Below are 16,434 nucleotides of genomic sequence, written 5' to 3' on the forward strand. Positions count from 1 at the left end.
GCCCTGGCAGCTTTGTCGGCGGGGATTTGCGAAAACGAATGAATGAAAAAGAATCGTCAAGGAAGAGTCCGCTGGCGGACGTGCAGCCGAAGCTGACTTCGGGGAATTGCGCTACCTAAACGCGGCCCGGCTAAAGGCCGGCGCGTACTATACCGGAATTCGTTAAAAAAGGGAGCTTTATTTATATGAAAACGCCAGCTCACGCAGGAGTGTCCCAGGCTTTGCGGATAATCGTACAAGGGTCTATTTTTCAAAGGCCCGGTCCTGCTGGTCATCAAGCTTAAACGGTTCACCCTGCAGACTGGTACCGTCGCTCCGAGACGCCCCTACCCGCCCGAGGATTGCCAGCATGAATCAACCGGATTGCAGTCGTGTCAGCCGGGAACGGCGCGGTCATGTCTGGCTGATCGGACTCGACCGCGTGGCCAAGCGCAACGCCTTCGATATCGAACTGCTCAACGCCCTGAGCCTGGCCTATGGCGAATTCGAAGCGGACAGCGAGGCCCGCGTCGCGGTGGTGTTTGCCCACGGCGATCACTTTACTGCCGGACTCGACCTGGCCAGCGCCAGCGCATCCCTGGCCCAGGGCTGGCAGGTACCAGCTGGCGGTTGCGACCCATGGGGGGTGTTCGCCGGCCCACGAGTCAGCAAACCAGTGATTGTCGCGGCTCAAGGGTACTGCCTGACCATCGGCATCGAATTGATGCTCGCCGCCGATATTAACCTGTGCGCCAGCAACACCCGCTTTGCCCAGTTGGAAGTCCAGCGCGGGATTTTTCCTTTTGGTGGCGCGACGCTGCGCCTGCATCGGCTGTCCGGGTGGGGCAATGCCATGCGCTGGCTGCTGACCGGGGACGAGTTCGATGCCCACGATGCCTTGCACATGGGCCTGGTGCAGGAAGTGATGGCCAGTGAGGACTTGCTGCCGCGCGCCCTTGAGCTGGCCGAACGCATCGCCCGCCAGGCGCCCTTGGGCGTTCAGGCAACCTTGCAGTCGGCGCGCCAGGCCCACCTCGAAGGCGAGGCTGCAGCCGCCCTGGCTTTGCCGCTATTGGCAAAAAAACTGCTCAACAGTGAGGACGCCAAAGAAGGCCTGCGCTCGATGATCGAGAAACGCAGTGGGGTATTCAAGGGCTATTAGGTCGCCGGACGAATCGCCTTGATCAGTGGCTGCAATGAATAACCCAAGCGTGGCGCCAGGGCGTCGGCGCGGGCGCTGAGCCCGGCGATATCCAACCCTTGATCGAGATCGGCAGGCACCAGCAGGATGACGTTGCCCTCCTTTACCGGTAACTCCCAATAATGTCGGTGATAGAGCCCGCGCAACAAGGCCGCGCCCAATGGCTTGCCGTCATCGGTCGCCCACTGGTTGATGACCAGCCAGCCACCGGGGTTAAGGCGCTTCTGGCAGTTTTCCAGGAAACTCCAGGCCAGATGCCCTACACCCGGCCCGACATCGGTGTACAGGTCGACGAAAATCAGGTCGGCTGGTTCCGCCGTTTCCAGCAATTCCAGCGCATCGCCGATACGGATGTACAACCGCGGATCATCGTCCAGCCCCAGATACTCGATGGCCAGGCGTGGCACATCGGGGCGCAACTCGATCGCCTCGACGTCTTCCAGCGCCAGGAACTTCAGGCACGCCTGGGTCAGCGTCCCAGCCCCCAGACCGAGGAACAGCGCGCTTTCCGGCTGTTCATGGCATAACGCGCCGATCAACATGGCGCGGGTGTAGTCGTACTCGAGCCAACTCGGATCAGCGGTGAATACACAGCTTTGCTCGATCGCATCACCAAATTCGAGGAAGCGATAATCCGCCACTTCCAGCACGCGAATCATGCCGAACTCATCGTGCACTTCGGCGAGCAGATGCTCGACGCGCTCCTCAGTCATTTCCTCTCCTGGTCGTTGCCCGGCTGTTCCGCGGTTGCGGCAAAAGCGCAATTGTCCGCCAAGGGTCGGGAGCAGGTCACGCACTAATTTGCTGATAACATGAGGGCCCCGAGCGTAAACACTAGAGACCGTGATGAGCCAACCCTGGAGCCCTGAAAGCTGGCGCGCACTGCCGATCCAGCAACAACCCCACTACCCTGACGCGGCGCATTTGCAGGCTGTCGAGCAGAGCCTGGCCAGCTATCCTCCCCTGGTGTTTGCCGGGGAAGCCCGGGAGTTACGCCGTCAGTTTGCCGAGGTCACCCAAGGCCGGGCGTTTCTGTTGCAGGGCGGCGATTGCGCGGAAAGCTTCGCCGAGTTCTCGGCGGCGAAGATTCGCGATACGTTTAAGGTGCTGCTGCAAATGGCGATCGTCATGACCTTCGCCGCAGGTTGTCCGGTGGTCAAAGTCGGCCGCATGGCCGGGCAGTTCGCCAAACCCCGTTCGGCCAACGACGAAACCATCGACGGCGTAACCCTGCCGGCCTACCGTGGCGATATCGTCAATGGCATCGGCTTCGACGAAAAAAGCCGGGTACCGGATCCTGAGCGGCTGTTGCAGTCCTACCATCAGTCGACTGCTACCCTGAACCTGCTGCGGGCCTTCGCCCAGGGCGGCTTTGCCGACTTGCACCAAGTCCATAAATGGAACCTGGATTTCATCGCCAACTCGGCGCTGGCAGAAAAATACAGCCACCTGGCCGATCGAATCGATGAAACCCTGGCCTTCATGCGCGCCTGCGGTATGGACTCCTCGCCGCAACTGCGCGAGACCAGCTTCTTCACTGCCCACGAAGCCTTGCTGCTGAATTACGAGCAAGCCTTTGTCCGTCGCGACAGCCTGACCAATGACTACTACGACTGTTCGGCCCACATGCTGTGGATCGGCGATCGCACCCGCCAGCTTGATGGCGCCCATGTCGAATTCCTGCGCGGGGTGAACAATCCGATCGGGGTCAAGGTCGGGCCCACCATGAATACCGATGACTTAATTCGTTTGATCGACGTGCTCAACCCGGACAACGACCCCGGTCGCCTGAACCTGATCGCCCGCATGGGCGCCAATAAGGTCGGCGATCACTTGCCGCAGTTGATTCGCGCCGTCGAGCGCGAGGGCAAGAAAGTGCTCTGGAGTTCCGACCCGATGCACGGCAATACCATCAAGGCCAGCAGCGGCTACAAGACCCGCGACTTTGCACAGATCCTCGGCGAGGTGAAGCAATTCTTCCAGGTCCACCAGGCCGAAGGGACCTACGCCGGCGGGATCCATATCGAAATGACCGGACAGAACGTCACCGAATGCATCGGCGGCGCTCGCCCGATTACTGAAGATGGCTTGTCGGATCGCTATCACACCCATTGCGATCCACGGATGAATGCCGACCAGTCACTGGAGCTGGCGTTCCTGATCGCAGAGACCCTGAAACAGGTTCGCCGCTAACCTGCATCAGCCCGCCAACGCCACCCGCAACCGCGCCGCACTGGCGCGGGGGCAATTGAGCTGAATGCTGGACAACCCCAGCCAATCGGCCAGACGCCGCAGATTCAGAGCCAACGCCTGCATACCCTCCTCATCCAGCCCTCGGGTTTCTTCATGCACCGCATGCACAGCCAGGCGATTCAACGCGCGCTCGGCCCGCAAATCGACCCGCGCCGCTATGCGTTCGTGGTGCAAAAACGGCAAGACGTAATAGCCGTACTGGCGCTTGCCCGGCGGCGTGTAGATTTCCAGGCGATAGTGAAAATCGAACAGGCGCTCGGTGCGGCTTCGCTCCCAAATCAATGAGTCAAAAGGCGAAAGCAAGGCACTGGCGTTGACCTTGCGTGGCACAGTCACTTCCATCAGGCAGCAGCCTGGTTGCTTCCAACCCTGCACTTCGCAACGTTGCAACAAACCTTCCTCCAGAAGTCCGGCCAAGGCCTGGCGACACTCCAGGACGCCGAGCCGGAAATAATCGCGCAAATCCTTTTCAGTGCCGACACCTAACGCAGCCGCAGCGTGCAGCACCAGCGTGCGCTGCGCCTCGGACTCGCCCAGGACAGGCTGCTGAAGAATAGATACGGGAATCACTCGTTCCGGCAGGTCGTACAACCGCTCGAAACCACGGCGCCCCGCCACTGTGACTTCGCCGGCGGCAAACAACCATTCCAAAGCGTGTTTTTCAGCGCTCCAGTCCCACCAGGGTCCGGCCCGCTCCTGACGCGTCGACAGGCTACCCGCGCCCAACGCGCCCAACGCGCCCAATTCTTCCACCGACGCCAAGACCCGGCGAATGGTGTCCTGTTGCTCACGCCCAAAACGTGCGAGCTGCTGATAGATCCCCTGACCCTGCGCCGCACGCTGCATACGCCAGCGCATCAGCGGGTACATCGACAACGGAAGCAGCGAAGCCTCGTGCCCCCAATACTCGAAGAGGGTGCGCTTGCGCCCCTGACTCCAGGCCGCCAGGTCGAGTAGTTCGGGAGCATAGTTGCCGAGGCGGGAAAACAGCGGCAAATAGTGCGAACGCACCAGGGCATTGACCGAGTCGATCTGCAACACCCCCAGGCGTTCGATCAGTCGGTTGACCTGTGTCGACTTGACCTGCGCTGCTGGCTGGCGCCCGGAAAAGCCCTGGGCATTGAGCGCCAGTCGCCTGGCCTGTTTCAGAGAGAAAGCGAGGGAAGTAGTCATGGCGCGACTTTTTTGGGGGGACTCCCTTACCTTAGTGGCAAGCGAGACCGAGGCCAAGCAGATGGGTCAGCGTTTGAGGGGGTCATCCCAAAACGGCCGGGAGGTCTCCCTAAGCACATCCAGCCGATTCAGGCCAATGTCGCGCAGTTGCTCATTACTCAAGCGCGCCAACTCGGCGCGGTTCTGACTCAACTGCCGCCAGCGGTTCACTTGCGCCACAGCGCTGCGCAGGCGTTGACCGGCGGTACGGGCTCCAGCTCGAACGGTTGTTCTTTGTCGTTCCATGACACTACTCCTCGAAAAATGAGGGCGCAGTCTTGTCCAGGTGACGATGCCGGCCCAGCAAAGAACCGTGACCGCCGATGTCCTCAACAGCACAAGCCTCAACGCAGAGCCTTCGGCTATATGCGCTGAAGCCGTGACCGAAGATTTCAACAAGCGCTATTTACCTAACCCCATGGGGTCTTCCCAGAAATGTCGCTCAGACTCCTGCTCGACATCCGCCCGGCTCAAGCCAATGTCCTTCAACGCCTCATCACTCAGGCTGGCGAGCAACATGCGCTCGCGGTGGAGTTGATACCAACGCCCGAGTTTTTCCAGCATCAGGTGCGCTGAGAAACCAGGGTGGGAAACTGAATCAATCTGCTGGTACGCTTTTTGACCTTTCATCGTCTTGCCCTCCGTTGTGGATGGCTCAAGTTTCGCTCCGGGTTTATGATCAATCCAACGAATGTTTCTAATGCAACACATCTCGGAGATTGATGAGTGAGCCAATTCCCCAGCATCGAGACCGACGTTCTGCGCACTTTCGTCGCGATTGCCGACCAGGGTGGCTTCACTCGCGCAGGCGAAATGGTCAACCGCACGCAATCGGCCGTCAGCATGCAGATGAAACGCCTGGAAGAAGATGTGCTGCAACGCCAGCTGTTTCAGCGCGACGGGCGTCAGGTCAAGCTGACCGCAGAGGGTGAGGTGCTGCTGGGTTATGCGCGGCGTATCCTGAAATTGCACAGCGAGGTGTTCAATACCCTACGCGAGCCGCACATGGTGGGCACCGTACGCATTGGCACGCCGGATGACTATGTGATGCGCTTTCTGCCCGGAATTCTCTCGCGCTTTGCCCAGTCCTACCCGCTGGTGCAGATCGAGGTGCATTGCGAGTCGTCCAAGCAACTTCTCTTGCGCCAGGACCTCGACCTGTCCATCGTGACCCGCGAACCCGGCAACGAAATCGGCCAGCTGTTGCGCAAGGAGCGTTTTGTCTGGGCCCAGGCCCAGTGCTACAACCCTGTCGAGCAATCACCCTTGCCGCTGGCGATGTTCAACAGTGACTGCTTCTGCCGTCTTTGGGCCTGTAATGCGCTGGATGCCGCCGGACGTGAATACCGCATCGCCTACAACAGTTCGAGCCTGTCGGCGCTGATGGCAGTGGTCAGCGCCGGGCTGGCGGTGACCGCTCAATTGGAAAGCCTGATCCCGCAGGACATGCGCATCCTCGGCGAGGCCGAAGGCCTGCCCCAACTGCCCGAGGCGAGCATCATGCTGCTGCGCAATCTGCATAATCCGTCGCCGATTACCGAATGCCTGGCGGAGCACATCGTCGAAGGCTTCAAACTTTAAAGGCGAGCATCACCGCGCAGAGCACCAGAAAACCGCAGAACAAACCGCGTAGTAGCCGCTCCGGCAGGGCGTGGGCAATCTTCACGCCCCAACTGATACTGAGCAGACCGCCCACCGCCATGGGCAACGCGATGTGCCAGTCGACTTGCTGGTGCAGGGCGTAGGTCGCCAGGGTCACGCCGGTGCTGGGTAAAGCCAGTGCCAACGACAGGCCCTGGGCCACCACCTGGGTGGTGCCAAACAAGCTGGTCAATACCGGCGTTGCGACCACAGCGCCGCCCACCCCGAACAAGCCACCCATGACGCCGGACGCCGCGCCCAGCACCCCGAGCCAGGGCCACGAATAGCGCATCTGCGCAGTCGGTGCCGCCGCAGTCATGAACATGCGCATCAGGTTGTAGACCGACAAGGCCACCAGAAACACCACGAACCCGATGCGCATCACCTGAGCGTCGACCCCCACCGCCCAGATCGAACCGAGCCAGGCAAAGCAGAACCCCATGGAGGCCAACGGCAGCGCGTGGCGCAACTCGATGCGATTACGTTGGTGATAACGCCATAACGCCAGCATCACGTTCGGCACCACCATGACCAGAGCTGTGCCCTGGGCAAGCTGCTGATCCAGGCCAAATAACACGCCCAGAGCGGGAATGGCGATCAAGCCACCGCCGATTCCAAACAAACCACCTACGGTCCCCAAGGCTGCACCGAGCAGCAGGTACATCGTCAACTCAATCACAGGTCAAATTCCCTCACGTCAATGGGTGCATCCTACGCAGTCGGGGCTAGCGGGGAAACGCACAGCAACGCACAATGGCTATGCCAAATTCGCACAAGCAATCCTCCATGAACCCCACAACGCTCACCGATCAATTGGGTCTATTCCTTGATGTCGTGGAAACCGGCAGTTTTTCCGCTGCGTCCCGACGCCATCCGCTGACACCCTCCGCCGTCGCCAGGCGTATCGATAGTCTGGAACAGGCGCTCGACAGCCAATTGTTCGTGCGCACCACTCATGCTGTGCGTCCTACTCCAGCGGGATTGGCGTTTGCCGAGCGAGCCCGACGCATTGTCGGCGAGTTGCGCCTGGCGCGGGCCGAGGTCGCCTCCCTGAGCAGCGCGCCTGAAGGACTGATTCGGGTCGACGCCCCCGCAGCCTTCGGCCGCAGGCACCTGGCGCCGGTGATCGCCGACTTTCTCCTGCTCTACCCGGGGCTGGATGTGCAACTGCACCTGATCGACAGCTTCGTGGACATGCACGGCTCGCACCTGGGCAAAGTCGATCTGGTCCTGCGCGCAGGTCAATTGGCGGACACGCGCATGGTGGCGACGCCTTTGGCCAACATGGTGCGAATTGCCTGCGCCAGCCCGGAGTACCTGAAGCGTCGTGGTACACCGCAACAACCGAGCGAGTTGGTTAACCACGACGGCCTGGACTGGGATGGCCTGGCCCCGCCGTTCGCCTGGCGTTTCGAGCAGGACGGGCAAATGCAACTGCATCGGCCGCAACGCATCCGCTTGAGCGCCAACAATGCCGAAGCGTTCCTCTACGGTGCACTCTCGGGCTTGGGCATTGCTCACCTGCCCACTTGGCTATGCAGTGAATACCTGCTGCGTGGCGAATTACTGCCATTGTTCTGCGACAATGGTCTGCCAAAACCCGAGAATTCCGGGATCTATGCCTTGCGCCTGGAGCAACAGGCCAGTTCGCGCAGCCGCTTGCTCCTGGAGTACCTCAAGAGCCGTTTCAGCCCGGTGCCACCTTGGGATCTGGCACTGCAGCGCGACTTCAACCGCCTGTAACTGAATAATCCCTGGCGCGTTAAACACTCGCCCACTAGATTCATCACGACCACCGTTCAAGGTTTAAACATGACCCGCCAGAGCGATACCCCGGACCCTTGCGACAATCTGTTGTTGGACAATCAACTGTGCTTTGCCCTGCACTCCACCTCCCTGATGATGACCAAGGTCTATAAACCTCTGCTGCAGGCCTTGGGACTGACCTATCCGCAATATCTGGCGATGATGGTGTTGTGGGAAGAGGACGGGCTGACGGTAGGCGAAATAAGTGCCCGTTTGCTGACTGATCCCGGCTCCCTGACGCCGCTGCTCAAGCGGCTGGAAAGCGAAGGCCTGTTGAGCCGCACCCGCAGCCGCGAGGACGAACGGGTGGTGATCGTCAAACTGACCGAACGCGGCCAGGCCCTCAAACAACAAGCCCGCGACGTGCCGCCCTGCATCCTGGGCGCCAGCGGTCTGGCGCTGGAACAAATGCGCAAACTGCAAGAGGATCTGCAAAACCTGCGCAGCCATTTGCAACACAGCCTGTAATTCCTTCCTGACACGCGATCCGTACGCTTGATCCCACGCCACTTCCAGACAGTCACCTCGCGCTCGCGCTGATTTCGACAGACGAACGGCGAAACAAATTCGAGCATTTATCTTGCGCGCAAAACATTAGCGCGATACATTTATCTCGCACTTACTTAGCGCGCAAACCTTTAGCGCAAACACCCATTCAGAATGAGGCTCCCGTCATGCAAACCCTCTACACCGCAGTCGCAACCGCTACCGGTGGCCGTGATGGCCGCGCCGTCTCCAGCGACGGAATTCTCGATGTCAAACTGGCAACCCCCAAAGAACTCGGCGGTGCCGGTGGTGCTGCAACCAACCCAGAGCAACTGTTCGCCGCCGGTTACTCGGCCTGCTTCATCGGCGCATTGAAATTCGTTGCCAGCCAGACCAAGCGCAAAATCCCCGACGACGCCTCGATCACTGCCCACGTTGGCATCGGCCAGATCCCCGGCGGCTTCGGCCTGGATATCGACCTGCACGTCAGCCTGCCCGGCCTTGAGCAAACGGACGCGCAAAGCCTGGTTGATGCTGCGCATCAGGTCTGCCCTTATTCGAATGCCACCCGCGGCAATGTCGATGTGCGCCTGCACGTCAGCGTGTGATCCCTGGCAAACGCGCACAAAAAAGCCCGACTCAATGGTCGGGCTTTTTCTTGCCTACAAGAACGGTGCTTATTTAGCACGGCCTTTGTAAGAACCGCCTTCGCGGGTATCGATCTCGATCATGTCGCCGATTTCGATGAAGTCAGCAACCGACAGCTCGGTACCGTTCTTCAGTTTGGCAGGCTTCATCACCTTGCCGGAAGTGTCGCCGCGAGCGGAACCTTCGGTGTAGTCAACCTGACGCACGATGGTGGTCGGCAGCTCTACGGAAACCAGACGGTCTTCGAAGAACACGGCTTCGCAAACGTCGGTCATGCCTTCTTCCACGAATGGCAGAACGCTTTCGATGTCTTCAGCGTTCAGCTCGTACATGGTGTAGTCAGTGGTGTCCATGAACGTGTAGGTGTCGCCGCTGATGAAGGACAGGGTCGCTTCTTTGCGGTCGAGGATCACGTCGTCCAGTTTGTCGTCAGCGCTGTAAACGATCTCGGTCTTGTAACCGGTCAGCAGGTTTTTCAGCTTGGTCTTCATGATCGCGCTGTTACGACCGGACTTGGTGAATTCAGCTTTCTGAACCAGCCAAGGGTCGTTTTCGAGACGGATCACCGTACCGGGTTTCAGTTCTTTACCAGTTTTCATTGCGAATATCCGAATTTGGATGGGATTTACTAAAATCTAGGCCGCGTATCATATCCAATTTAGGTAAAACTGTACCAGCGCTGAGGCGAGATCAGGCTGCGAGGCCTGTTCCAGACACCAATCATCAGCGTGCTTTTGCAGTTCGGGCCAGTGTTCCAGGGCTAGAATCCACGCAGCGGCCACACCCGCGCCGGTGTTCCAGGCACGCCACAACCCCTCTAGCGCAACCCGGGCAGCAGGCGACAAGGATCTGCAATAGAGCGCCAGAAAGGCTTCGAGCTTTTCCAGATGGGCGTCATCTTCCTGTTGATAAATGTGCCACAACATCGGACGAGCGGCCCATTGCGCCCGTACGAATGAGTCCTCACCGCGCACCGCGTTGAAATCGCAGGACCAGAGCAGCTGGTCATATTGATCCTGACTGACAAATGGCAGCACCTGCACCGTCAGGGCACCCCGTTGCTCGATCGCCCCCACCGTCAACCCTTCAACCCCGAGCCAGCGTGCGACGTCACCCAGAATTCGGCCCTCGGGTACCAACAGTTGCGTCGGCCGGGCATCGCTGGCCATGACGTCCAGCCAATCGGCCAGCCCGGCATTTTCGTAGGCGAACAGCGACATCAATCGGGCGCCCTCGACACGCTGCACCCCAAGCTCCCACAGGAACTCACGTTGCGCATGGGCACTGGCTTGAAAACGCGTGCGGCTGGCCAACAGCTCGCGTTCACGCAGCAAGCCACCGGTTCCCACCTGGAAACCGGGGAAGAAAAAGTACTTCTGTACCTGCTTGAATTTGACCGAGGGCAGGCCGTGGCAGCCAACAACCCAGTCCTCTGCGCTGAGATAATCGAGGTTCATCCACAGCGGGGTCCGCTCTCGGGCAGCCATCGCGTCCATATAGGCGCTCGGCAATTGGCAGGCAAACGCTGCAATCACCACATCAGCGGCGGGAGTTGGCTGCCAGTCGCTCGACCAGTGACGCACCTCGACACCCTGTTGCCATTGCTGATCCCGGGTAATGTCGAGTTCCGGACACATGCGCTCGAACGCACGCAAATCATCGACCCACAAGCGCACCACGCAGGACTGCTCAGCCACCAGTTGCCGGGCGAGGCGCCAGGTCACGCCGATGTCGCCGTAGTTATCGACGACGGTGCAAAAAATATCCCAGTGGACTTTCATTCCGGGCTCCGTGGGCAAAGACCTCGATTGTCCGTATAAATCGTTGCGGGCAGAAGAGCCGACGTCGATTAATCTTCATGCGACAATCCAGCGTCGCCCAAATTGCCCCGCCAGGAGGCCACCATGCCCTACCGTCCGCCCGCTCGCCGCAGCGTGTCGATCACCCTCAACCCGCTGCAAGTGGTCGGCAGCATCGCGCTTGGCATGTGGCTGGGATTTGTGGCAATTGTCCTGACAGCGTGGCTGCTATCCAGACTGCTGTTTGGCGAGCAGTTGGCGGCGCTTTCCGAGATCGCTCATCAGGCAGCCCAGCCCAAACCGGTCGCAATCGAGTCGGCCGCGCCCAATCCGATGTTCGAGCAATATAAGGACAACCTCGCCAAACAGGCACAGCAGGAGTCTCTGGAACAAGCACGCAACAACCCACGCAATGAGTCCAATCCCACGTGTCAGTTCTGGTTGGCGCAAGACAAAAACATTCCCAGCGCAAAAAGTCGCGCCAACGTTCAGCAATTCTGCGATTGAAGATGAATAAACAAACCGTTCACAGCCTGATCCTGGAACAGCTCGCAGGCGATCTGGAGATCGCCCGGCGCGCGGCACAAACCGCCTACGAAACCGCAACCCACGAAGAGAACATTGCTGAAAACAAATACGACACCCTCGGCCTGGAAGCCTCCTACCTCGCTGCCGGCCAGGCCAGGCGAGTGGAGGAGATACGCCAGGCGCTGACGCTGTGCCAGAACCTCAGCCTGCGCCCTTACGACGATCAGTTGGGCATTCAGGTCGGTGCGTTAATGGCTCTGGAGGATGAGCAGGGGCGCCAGCAATGGCTGTTCCTGGCACCCGACGCAGCGGGATTGAAGGTCTACCTGGTGGGGCAGTTGATCACCGTCATCAGCCCCCGCTCGCCGCTGGGCAAAAGCCTGCTGGGCAAGTTCGAGGGCGACGAGGTTGAGATACTGGCAGGCGGCACCCGGCAACAGTTCACGGTCACCGAGGTCGTCTGACGGGTTTAGTGAACCGGTAGTTCGACGCCTTCGAACAACTCTTCCAGTTCCTGCTTGTTATGGCACTGGATGGCCTTGGCCATGACTTCACGGGTCAGGTGCGGCGCGAACTTCTCGATGAAGTCGCACATGAAGCCACGCAGGAAGGTGCCGCGACGGAAACCGATCTTGGTGATACTGGACTCGAACAGTTCGCTGGCATCCAGGACCACCAGGTCGTTATCGAGTTTGGTGTCGACCGCCATTTTCGCCACGATCCCGACACCCAGGCCCAGGCGTACGTAAGTCTTGATCACGTCCGCGTCGGCAGCGGTGAACACCACTTTCGGCGTCAGGCCACGATGGCTGAAGGCTTCGTCGAGTTTCGAACGACCGGTGAAACCGAAGACGTAGGTCACGATCGGGTATTCAGCCAAGGCTTCGAGGGTCAGCTTCGGCAGCTTGGTCAGCGGATGGCCCTGCGGCACCACCACGCAACGGTTCCAGCGATAGCACGGCATCATTACCAGGTCGCCGAACAATTCCAGCGCTTCAGTGGCGATGGCAAAATCCACGGTGCCGTCAGCCGCCATCTCGGCGATCTGCATCGGCGAACCCTGGTGCATGTGCAGCGCAACGTCCGGGTATTGCTTAATGAAGTTACTGATCACCGGTGGCAAGGCATAGCGCGCCTGGGTGTGGGTGGTGGCAATCGACAGCGTGCCCTTCTTCTCGTTGGAGAATTCCTGGGCGATCTGCTTGATGCTTTCGACTTTGCGCAGGATCTCGCCAGCGGTGGTGATAATGCGTTCACCGGCCGGAGTAACGCGGGTGAGGTGCTTGCCGCTGCGCGCGAAGACCTCGACACCCAGTTCATCTTCCAGCAGGCGGATCTGTTTACTGATGCCCGGTTGCGAGGTGTAGAGGCTTTGGGCGGTGGCGGAAACGTTGAGGTCGTGGTGCGCCACTTCCCAGATGTAGCGCAATTGTTGAAGCTTCATATGAATCCCTCAAAGCAGGTAGACGCCACGGGCATCAGCGACGATATATAACTATATTAATGGTTTGCAGAATAAATCTAGAACTTTTTCATCAAAAGGCCAGCACTCTCCCCTCAAATGTCACCGTGACGCCGGCGTTGGGACAGCGGCACCATGTACACCGGCACCTTCGACAGTTGCAGCACACGGGCTGCCGTACGCCCCAGGGGGGTCTCCCCGCCGGCCCCGTGGCTATGGCTACCGAGAATCAACAGATCCACCGACAGCTTCTCAGCCTGTTCGAGAATGACTTTAGACGGATCACCCTGGAATACCCTGACCGATTGGATCAGCTCAAGGTCCTGCTGCCCCTCCCCCAACTCTTCGCGCAAGCTGTCGAGCACCCGCTGCTCAATATTGATCATCACGGTGTTCAAACCCTGACTGTGAAACTCATTGAGGGCCTGCTCGTCCAGATAGCTTTGCAATACTGACTCCGCAAACAGTCCCATGGGTTCGACCGCATGGACCACATACAATTCGGCTTTGAATGTCCTTGCCAATGCCAGTGCGTGTTGCATGACAAAAGGTGCGTAGAGGCCGAGGTCAGTGGCGTACAACATCGAACGAATCATGTGACCTCCTCGAGTGCCAGGATGGCGGAGATGGATTCAGCTTAGCAGCGCTGCAAGGAGTGCGATGCGTCGCTCAAGCCCCGGAAGTCGGGGCCCGGACTTTCAACTCATTACTGATCCCGTGAGGCACATGACCGGTGGCCACCACCTCGCGTGCCAGCTCGCAATGGCCGGCCTGGTCGTCGAAAAATACATCGGCGGCGAAAGCCTCGAGGAACGCCGACTTGGTCAAGCCGCCGAGAAACAATGATTCGTCGAGACGAATGTCCCACTCGCGCAAGGTGCGGATCACCCGTTCGTGAGCGGGGGCCGAGCGCGCGGTCACCAGCGCGGTGCGAATCGGGCAATTGTCTTCGGTAAACTCGCGCTGCAAGGCGTTGAGCGCTGCAAGGAAACCCTTGAATGGCCCCCCACGCAACGGCTCACGCGCCGCTTCACGCTCACTTGCTTGAAAGGCCTCCAGGCCACCGGACTGATAGACCCGCTCCGACTCATCGGAAAACAGCACCGCATCACCATCGAAGGCAATGCGCAATTCCTCGCTGGCTGCGCGACTGGCGCCACCGGAAAGGATGGTCGCGGCGGCAAACCCGGCGTCCAGCGCGCTTCGCACATCCTCGGCGTGTGTGGAGAGAAACAGATCGCACTCGAAAGCCTTGAGATACGGATAGGGGCTGCGCCCACCGACAAAGGCCGCTCGGGATATCGCCAGACCGTAATGATGGATAGAGTTGAATACACGTAAACCGGTGTCGGCACTATTGCGCGAAACCAGCACCACTTCGACTCGCGCCTTGCCCAGGCTCGTGTTGAGATTCAACAGTTTTTGCACCAAAGGAAACGCATCGCCGGGTTCGAGGATCTCGTCCTCATGTTCGATCTGGTACTGCCGGTAGGCCTCGACACCACTGGCCAGATAAACCTTGTGACTTTCACTCAGGTCAAACAGCGCCCGCGAAGAAATCGCCAGCACCAGCTTGTCATCAATGCCCTTTGCCATCTGCTTCCCCCAGGCCGAACCCCTCAGCCGTTTCGCTCATCGATAAAACGCAAGGCTTGATACAACGCCTCGATTTTCGGCAACCGACAACCCGCAGCGTTGGCCGCGGCCAAAGGCGCCTGGTAAATAGCCGCCAGTTCCAGCGGCCGTTTATGAAGGTAGTCGTGATACATGCTCGGCCAATAATCGGGCATCTGCTCGGTGACCTTGAACAGATACTCGGCATAGCCCGGGGCCATGCTGTGCCCACAGGCCAGTGCACCTTGCACCACTTCGGCCATCAAAGCCTGGATCAGTTCCCGGCTGTACTCGCTCGCCATCAGTGGCGTAGTGCTCGCACCGAGTAAAACCGACAAGCCGTTATAGGGGATATTCCAGACCAGTTTCTGCCAACGCGCCTGCTGCAAATTGGCCATGGCCTGGGAATCGAGACCAGCGGCACGAAACAGTCCCGCGCCCTGCTCGACGATCTGCTGGCGCGCTGCCTGGTCGGTCCCTGCCGGACCGCTGTGATAGCCCACGTGGACGGCCCCAAGCGCCTGGTGTTCGATGATCCCGGGACCGGCACGGTGAACGCAGATGAAACATAGGCCGCCGAGCAGGTGCAGGGAATCGGGCAACAGATCACGCAAGCTGTCCTCCACATCCAGGCCGTTTTGCAGCAACAGGACTTTTGCCCCCGGCGCTGCTGCCTTGATGATCGCGGGCGCCAACTCGGCGTTGCCGGTGGTCTTAGTGCCGACCAGCAACCAATCGCACGCTGGCATGTCTTGCGCCGCGCTGTAAGCCTGCACGGGACTAAGCGTGATAGCACCATGGGCGGCGCTGCGCAGTTGCAAGCCGTGCTCAGCCACCGCTGCGAATTCGCTGCGCAGCAGGAAATGCACATCGAAACCGGCACGCGCCAGCATCACGCCGTAGAAGCCGCCAATGGCCCCGGTTCCGATAACGCCGATTTTCGGTCTGACTACTGATTCTGTCATGGCAACTCCTCAGGAATACGACACAGCGCCTGCCCCACTGCCGCATTCAGTTCGCTGCGGCTCAGGCGCGACTGGACTGCGCCAAAAAACTCACCGTCGCGTACCACAAACAACGCCGGCAAATGAAAGACCTGGTAACGCTCGACCGCACCGCCGTTGTCGCCAGCATCGATCCAGCACAAACGATCGACATCCAGCCCAAGCGTTGGCAGTTGCTGGCGTGCCCATCGGCAACTGGAGCAGCCGACACTGGTGAAAATCACCAGCGATACACCATTCATCGCCAACAGCTGTTGGTCGAGGTCAAAATCGGTCAGATCCGATTCGACCACTATACTGGGGGGAACACTGTCGAATGACCGACATTTGGAGTCCGTGTTCATGGGGCGTTTCATTCCTCATCCTGACGATGTGCCTGTCGAGCTGACGTTGCGCAAGCATGAATGTATCTCTCGGCAAGAGCTGCACACTATCAGTCTCGGCGGCGTGGCTTGCAATTATCACCGCGCCTGGCGCAAGGGAACGGCACTGGAAGTGCGCATGCCGACCCTGAGCGAACAGGTCTGCTACCTGGGCTACGTAGCCTGGTGCCTGCGTCGCAAGCACAGTTATCTGGTGGGCATCGCCTTCATCGACGAACAGACACTGTTCATGGCCCGCATGGGTGAGCAGGTCTGCCAGATCGAACGTTACTGCCGCCAGCAGCAACTCCAGGGCGAACAACCCGGCAGCCAGGCACTGGCCCTGCAATGGGTCGACCAGCACGCCAGCGAGTACTCGCACGAGACCGTTCGCCAGGCTTTTACGATTCCTGCACTGGATTAAACCGCTGCCTGCCCA

At 59.6% G+C, this 16,434-nt stretch carries 21 protein-coding genes; 9 read left to right on the forward strand and 12 right to left on the reverse strand.

Translation table 11 applies throughout. The features are described from left to right. The first annotated feature begins 349 nt into the window (after positions 1-349). Positions 350-1,141, forward strand: coding sequence for a crotonase/enoyl-CoA hydratase family protein (locus tag KW062_RS21195; protein WP_105753769.1), 792 nt, complete (start codon positions 350-352; stop codon positions 1,139-1,141). Here the strand turns inward: KW062_RS21195 and KW062_RS21200 are convergent. Continuing rightward, positions 1,138-1,893, reverse strand: coding sequence for a spermidine synthase (locus KW062_RS21200; RefSeq protein ID WP_027620165.1), 756 nt, complete (start codon positions 1,891-1,893; stop codon positions 1,138-1,140). The two genes, KW062_RS21195 and KW062_RS21200, sit on opposite strands and share 4 nt — an antisense overlap. Positions 1,894-2,026: 133 nt before the next feature. On the opposite strand from KW062_RS21200, the gene KW062_RS21205 reads away from it, so the two are divergent. Beyond that, positions 2,027-3,373, forward strand: coding sequence for a class II 3-deoxy-7-phosphoheptulonate synthase (locus KW062_RS21205; RefSeq protein ID WP_105753770.1), 1,347 nt, complete (start codon positions 2,027-2,029; stop codon positions 3,371-3,373). A 6-nt stretch (positions 3,374-3,379) separates the two neighbouring features. Here KW062_RS21205 and KW062_RS21210 read toward each other — a convergent pair whose 3' ends face one another. From KW062_RS21210 to KW062_RS21220, 3 genes are all read right to left on the reverse strand, one after another. Next, complete coding sequence (locus KW062_RS21210; RefSeq protein ID WP_105753771.1) at positions 3,380-4,606, reverse strand: winged helix-turn-helix domain-containing protein; 1,227 nt, start codon at positions 4,604-4,606, stop codon at positions 3,380-3,382. A 66-nt stretch (positions 4,607-4,672) separates the two neighbouring features. After that, complete coding sequence (locus KW062_RS21215; protein ID WP_105753772.1) at positions 4,673-4,891, reverse strand: DUF1127 domain-containing protein; 219 nt, start codon at positions 4,889-4,891, stop codon at positions 4,673-4,675. A gap of 156 nt (positions 4,892-5,047) precedes the next feature. After that, on the reverse strand, positions 5,048-5,275 hold the full coding sequence (locus KW062_RS21220) for a DUF1127 domain-containing protein (protein ID WP_027620161.1): 228 nt from the start codon (positions 5,273-5,275) through the stop codon (positions 5,048-5,050). 96 nt (positions 5,276-5,371) lie between these two features. Between KW062_RS21220 and KW062_RS21225 the strand changes: the two genes are divergently transcribed. After that, positions 5,372-6,226 (forward strand): LysR substrate-binding domain-containing protein, encoded by an 855-nt coding sequence (locus KW062_RS21225; protein WP_027620160.1) that lies wholly within the window; start codon positions 5,372-5,374, stop codon positions 6,224-6,226. Here KW062_RS21225 and KW062_RS21230 read toward each other — a convergent pair. Then, positions 6,216-6,965, reverse strand: coding sequence for a sulfite exporter TauE/SafE family protein (locus KW062_RS21230; RefSeq protein ID WP_027620159.1), 750 nt, complete (start codon positions 6,963-6,965; stop codon positions 6,216-6,218). The genes KW062_RS21225 and KW062_RS21230 overlap by 11 nt on opposite strands. A 107-nt stretch (positions 6,966-7,072) precedes the next feature. Here KW062_RS21230 and KW062_RS21235 point away from each other — a divergent pair, with 107 nt between their 5' ends. The 3 genes from KW062_RS21235 (at position 7,073) to KW062_RS21245 (ending at position 9,186) form a co-directional block, all read left to right on the forward strand. After that, the gene (locus KW062_RS21235) at positions 7,073-8,029 is read left to right on the forward strand and encodes a LysR family transcriptional regulator (protein WP_027620158.1); all 957 of its coding nucleotides are present in this window, start codon (positions 7,073-7,075) and stop codon (positions 8,027-8,029) included. Positions 8,030-8,098: 69 nt separating this feature from the next. Further along, positions 8,099-8,560: a MarR family winged helix-turn-helix transcriptional regulator gene (locus KW062_RS21240; protein ID WP_027620157.1), complete on the forward strand. Its 462-nt coding sequence runs from the start codon at positions 8,099-8,101 to the stop codon at positions 8,558-8,560. A gap of 206 nt (positions 8,561-8,766) precedes the next feature. Continuing rightward, positions 8,767-9,186, forward strand: a complete 420-nt coding sequence (locus KW062_RS21245; RefSeq protein WP_027620156.1) for an organic hydroperoxide resistance protein — start codon at positions 8,767-8,769, stop codon at positions 9,184-9,186. 69 nt (positions 9,187-9,255) lie between these two features. Here KW062_RS21245 and KW062_RS21250 read toward each other — a convergent pair whose 3' ends face one another. Both KW062_RS21250 and earP read right to left on the reverse strand, forming a co-directional pair. Then, positions 9,256-9,825 (reverse strand): elongation factor P, encoded by a 570-nt coding sequence (locus tag KW062_RS21250; RefSeq protein WP_002554550.1) that lies wholly within the window; start codon positions 9,823-9,825, stop codon positions 9,256-9,258. A 48-nt stretch (positions 9,826-9,873) separates the two neighbouring features. Continuing rightward, entirely contained in the window at positions 9,874-11,007 is a 1,134-nt protein-coding gene (gene earP / locus KW062_RS21255; RefSeq protein WP_027620155.1) for an elongation factor P maturation arginine rhamnosyltransferase EarP, read from the reverse strand. 123 nt (positions 11,008-11,130) lie between these two features. Between earP and KW062_RS21260 the strand changes: the two genes are divergently transcribed. Together KW062_RS21260 and KW062_RS21265 are read left to right on the forward strand one after the other, a co-directional pair. Beyond that, complete coding sequence (locus KW062_RS21260; RefSeq protein WP_027620154.1) at positions 11,131-11,532, forward strand: hypothetical protein; 402 nt, start codon at positions 11,131-11,133, stop codon at positions 11,530-11,532. Positions 11,533-11,534: 2 nt separating this feature from the next. Continuing rightward, positions 11,535-12,017, forward strand: a complete 483-nt coding sequence (locus KW062_RS21265; RefSeq protein ID WP_027620153.1) for a GreA/GreB family elongation factor — start codon at positions 11,535-11,537, stop codon at positions 12,015-12,017. 5 nt (positions 12,018-12,022) lie between these two features. Here the strand turns inward: KW062_RS21265 and cysB are convergent, their stop codons facing one another. The 5 genes from cysB to KW062_RS21290 all read right to left on the reverse strand — a co-directional run bounded on the left by cysB (position 12,023) and on the right by KW062_RS21290 (position 15,977). Then, positions 12,023-12,997, reverse strand: coding sequence for an HTH-type transcriptional regulator CysB (gene cysB / locus KW062_RS21270; protein WP_027620152.1), 975 nt, complete (start codon positions 12,995-12,997; stop codon positions 12,023-12,025). Positions 12,998-13,110: 113 nt separating this feature from the next. Beyond that, entirely contained in the window at positions 13,111-13,611 is a 501-nt protein-coding gene (locus KW062_RS21275; RefSeq protein ID WP_027620151.1) for a universal stress protein, read from the reverse strand. Between the two features lie 73 nt (positions 13,612-13,684). Then, positions 13,685-14,611, reverse strand: coding sequence for a 5'-nucleotidase (locus KW062_RS21280; RefSeq protein WP_105753773.1), 927 nt, complete (start codon positions 14,609-14,611; stop codon positions 13,685-13,687). A 23-nt stretch (positions 14,612-14,634) separates the two neighbouring features. Beyond that, positions 14,635-15,594 carry a putative 2-dehydropantoate 2-reductase gene (locus tag KW062_RS21285; protein WP_027620149.1) on the reverse strand — a complete coding sequence of 320 codons (960 nt, stop codon included), beginning with the start codon at positions 15,592-15,594 and terminating at the stop codon, positions 14,635-14,637. Then, on the reverse strand, positions 15,591-15,977 hold the full coding sequence (locus KW062_RS21290; RefSeq protein WP_105753774.1) for a thioredoxin family protein: 387 nt from the start codon (positions 15,975-15,977) through the stop codon (positions 15,591-15,593). Before KW062_RS21290 ends, KW062_RS21285 begins: the two co-directional genes overlap by 4 nt. Between KW062_RS21290 and KW062_RS21295 the strand changes: the two genes are divergently transcribed. Then, positions 15,976-16,419, forward strand: a complete 444-nt coding sequence (locus tag KW062_RS21295) for a PilZ domain-containing protein (RefSeq protein ID WP_027620147.1) — start codon at positions 15,976-15,978, stop codon at positions 16,417-16,419. The two genes, KW062_RS21290 and KW062_RS21295, sit on opposite strands and share 2 nt — an antisense overlap. The last annotated feature ends 15 nt before the right edge of the window (positions 16,420-16,434 follow it).

The sequence above is a fragment of the Pseudomonas fluorescens genome (assembly GCF_019212185.1).
In the GTDB taxonomy this organism is placed as follows: domain Bacteria; phylum Pseudomonadota; class Gammaproteobacteria; order Pseudomonadales; family Pseudomonadaceae; genus Aquipseudomonas.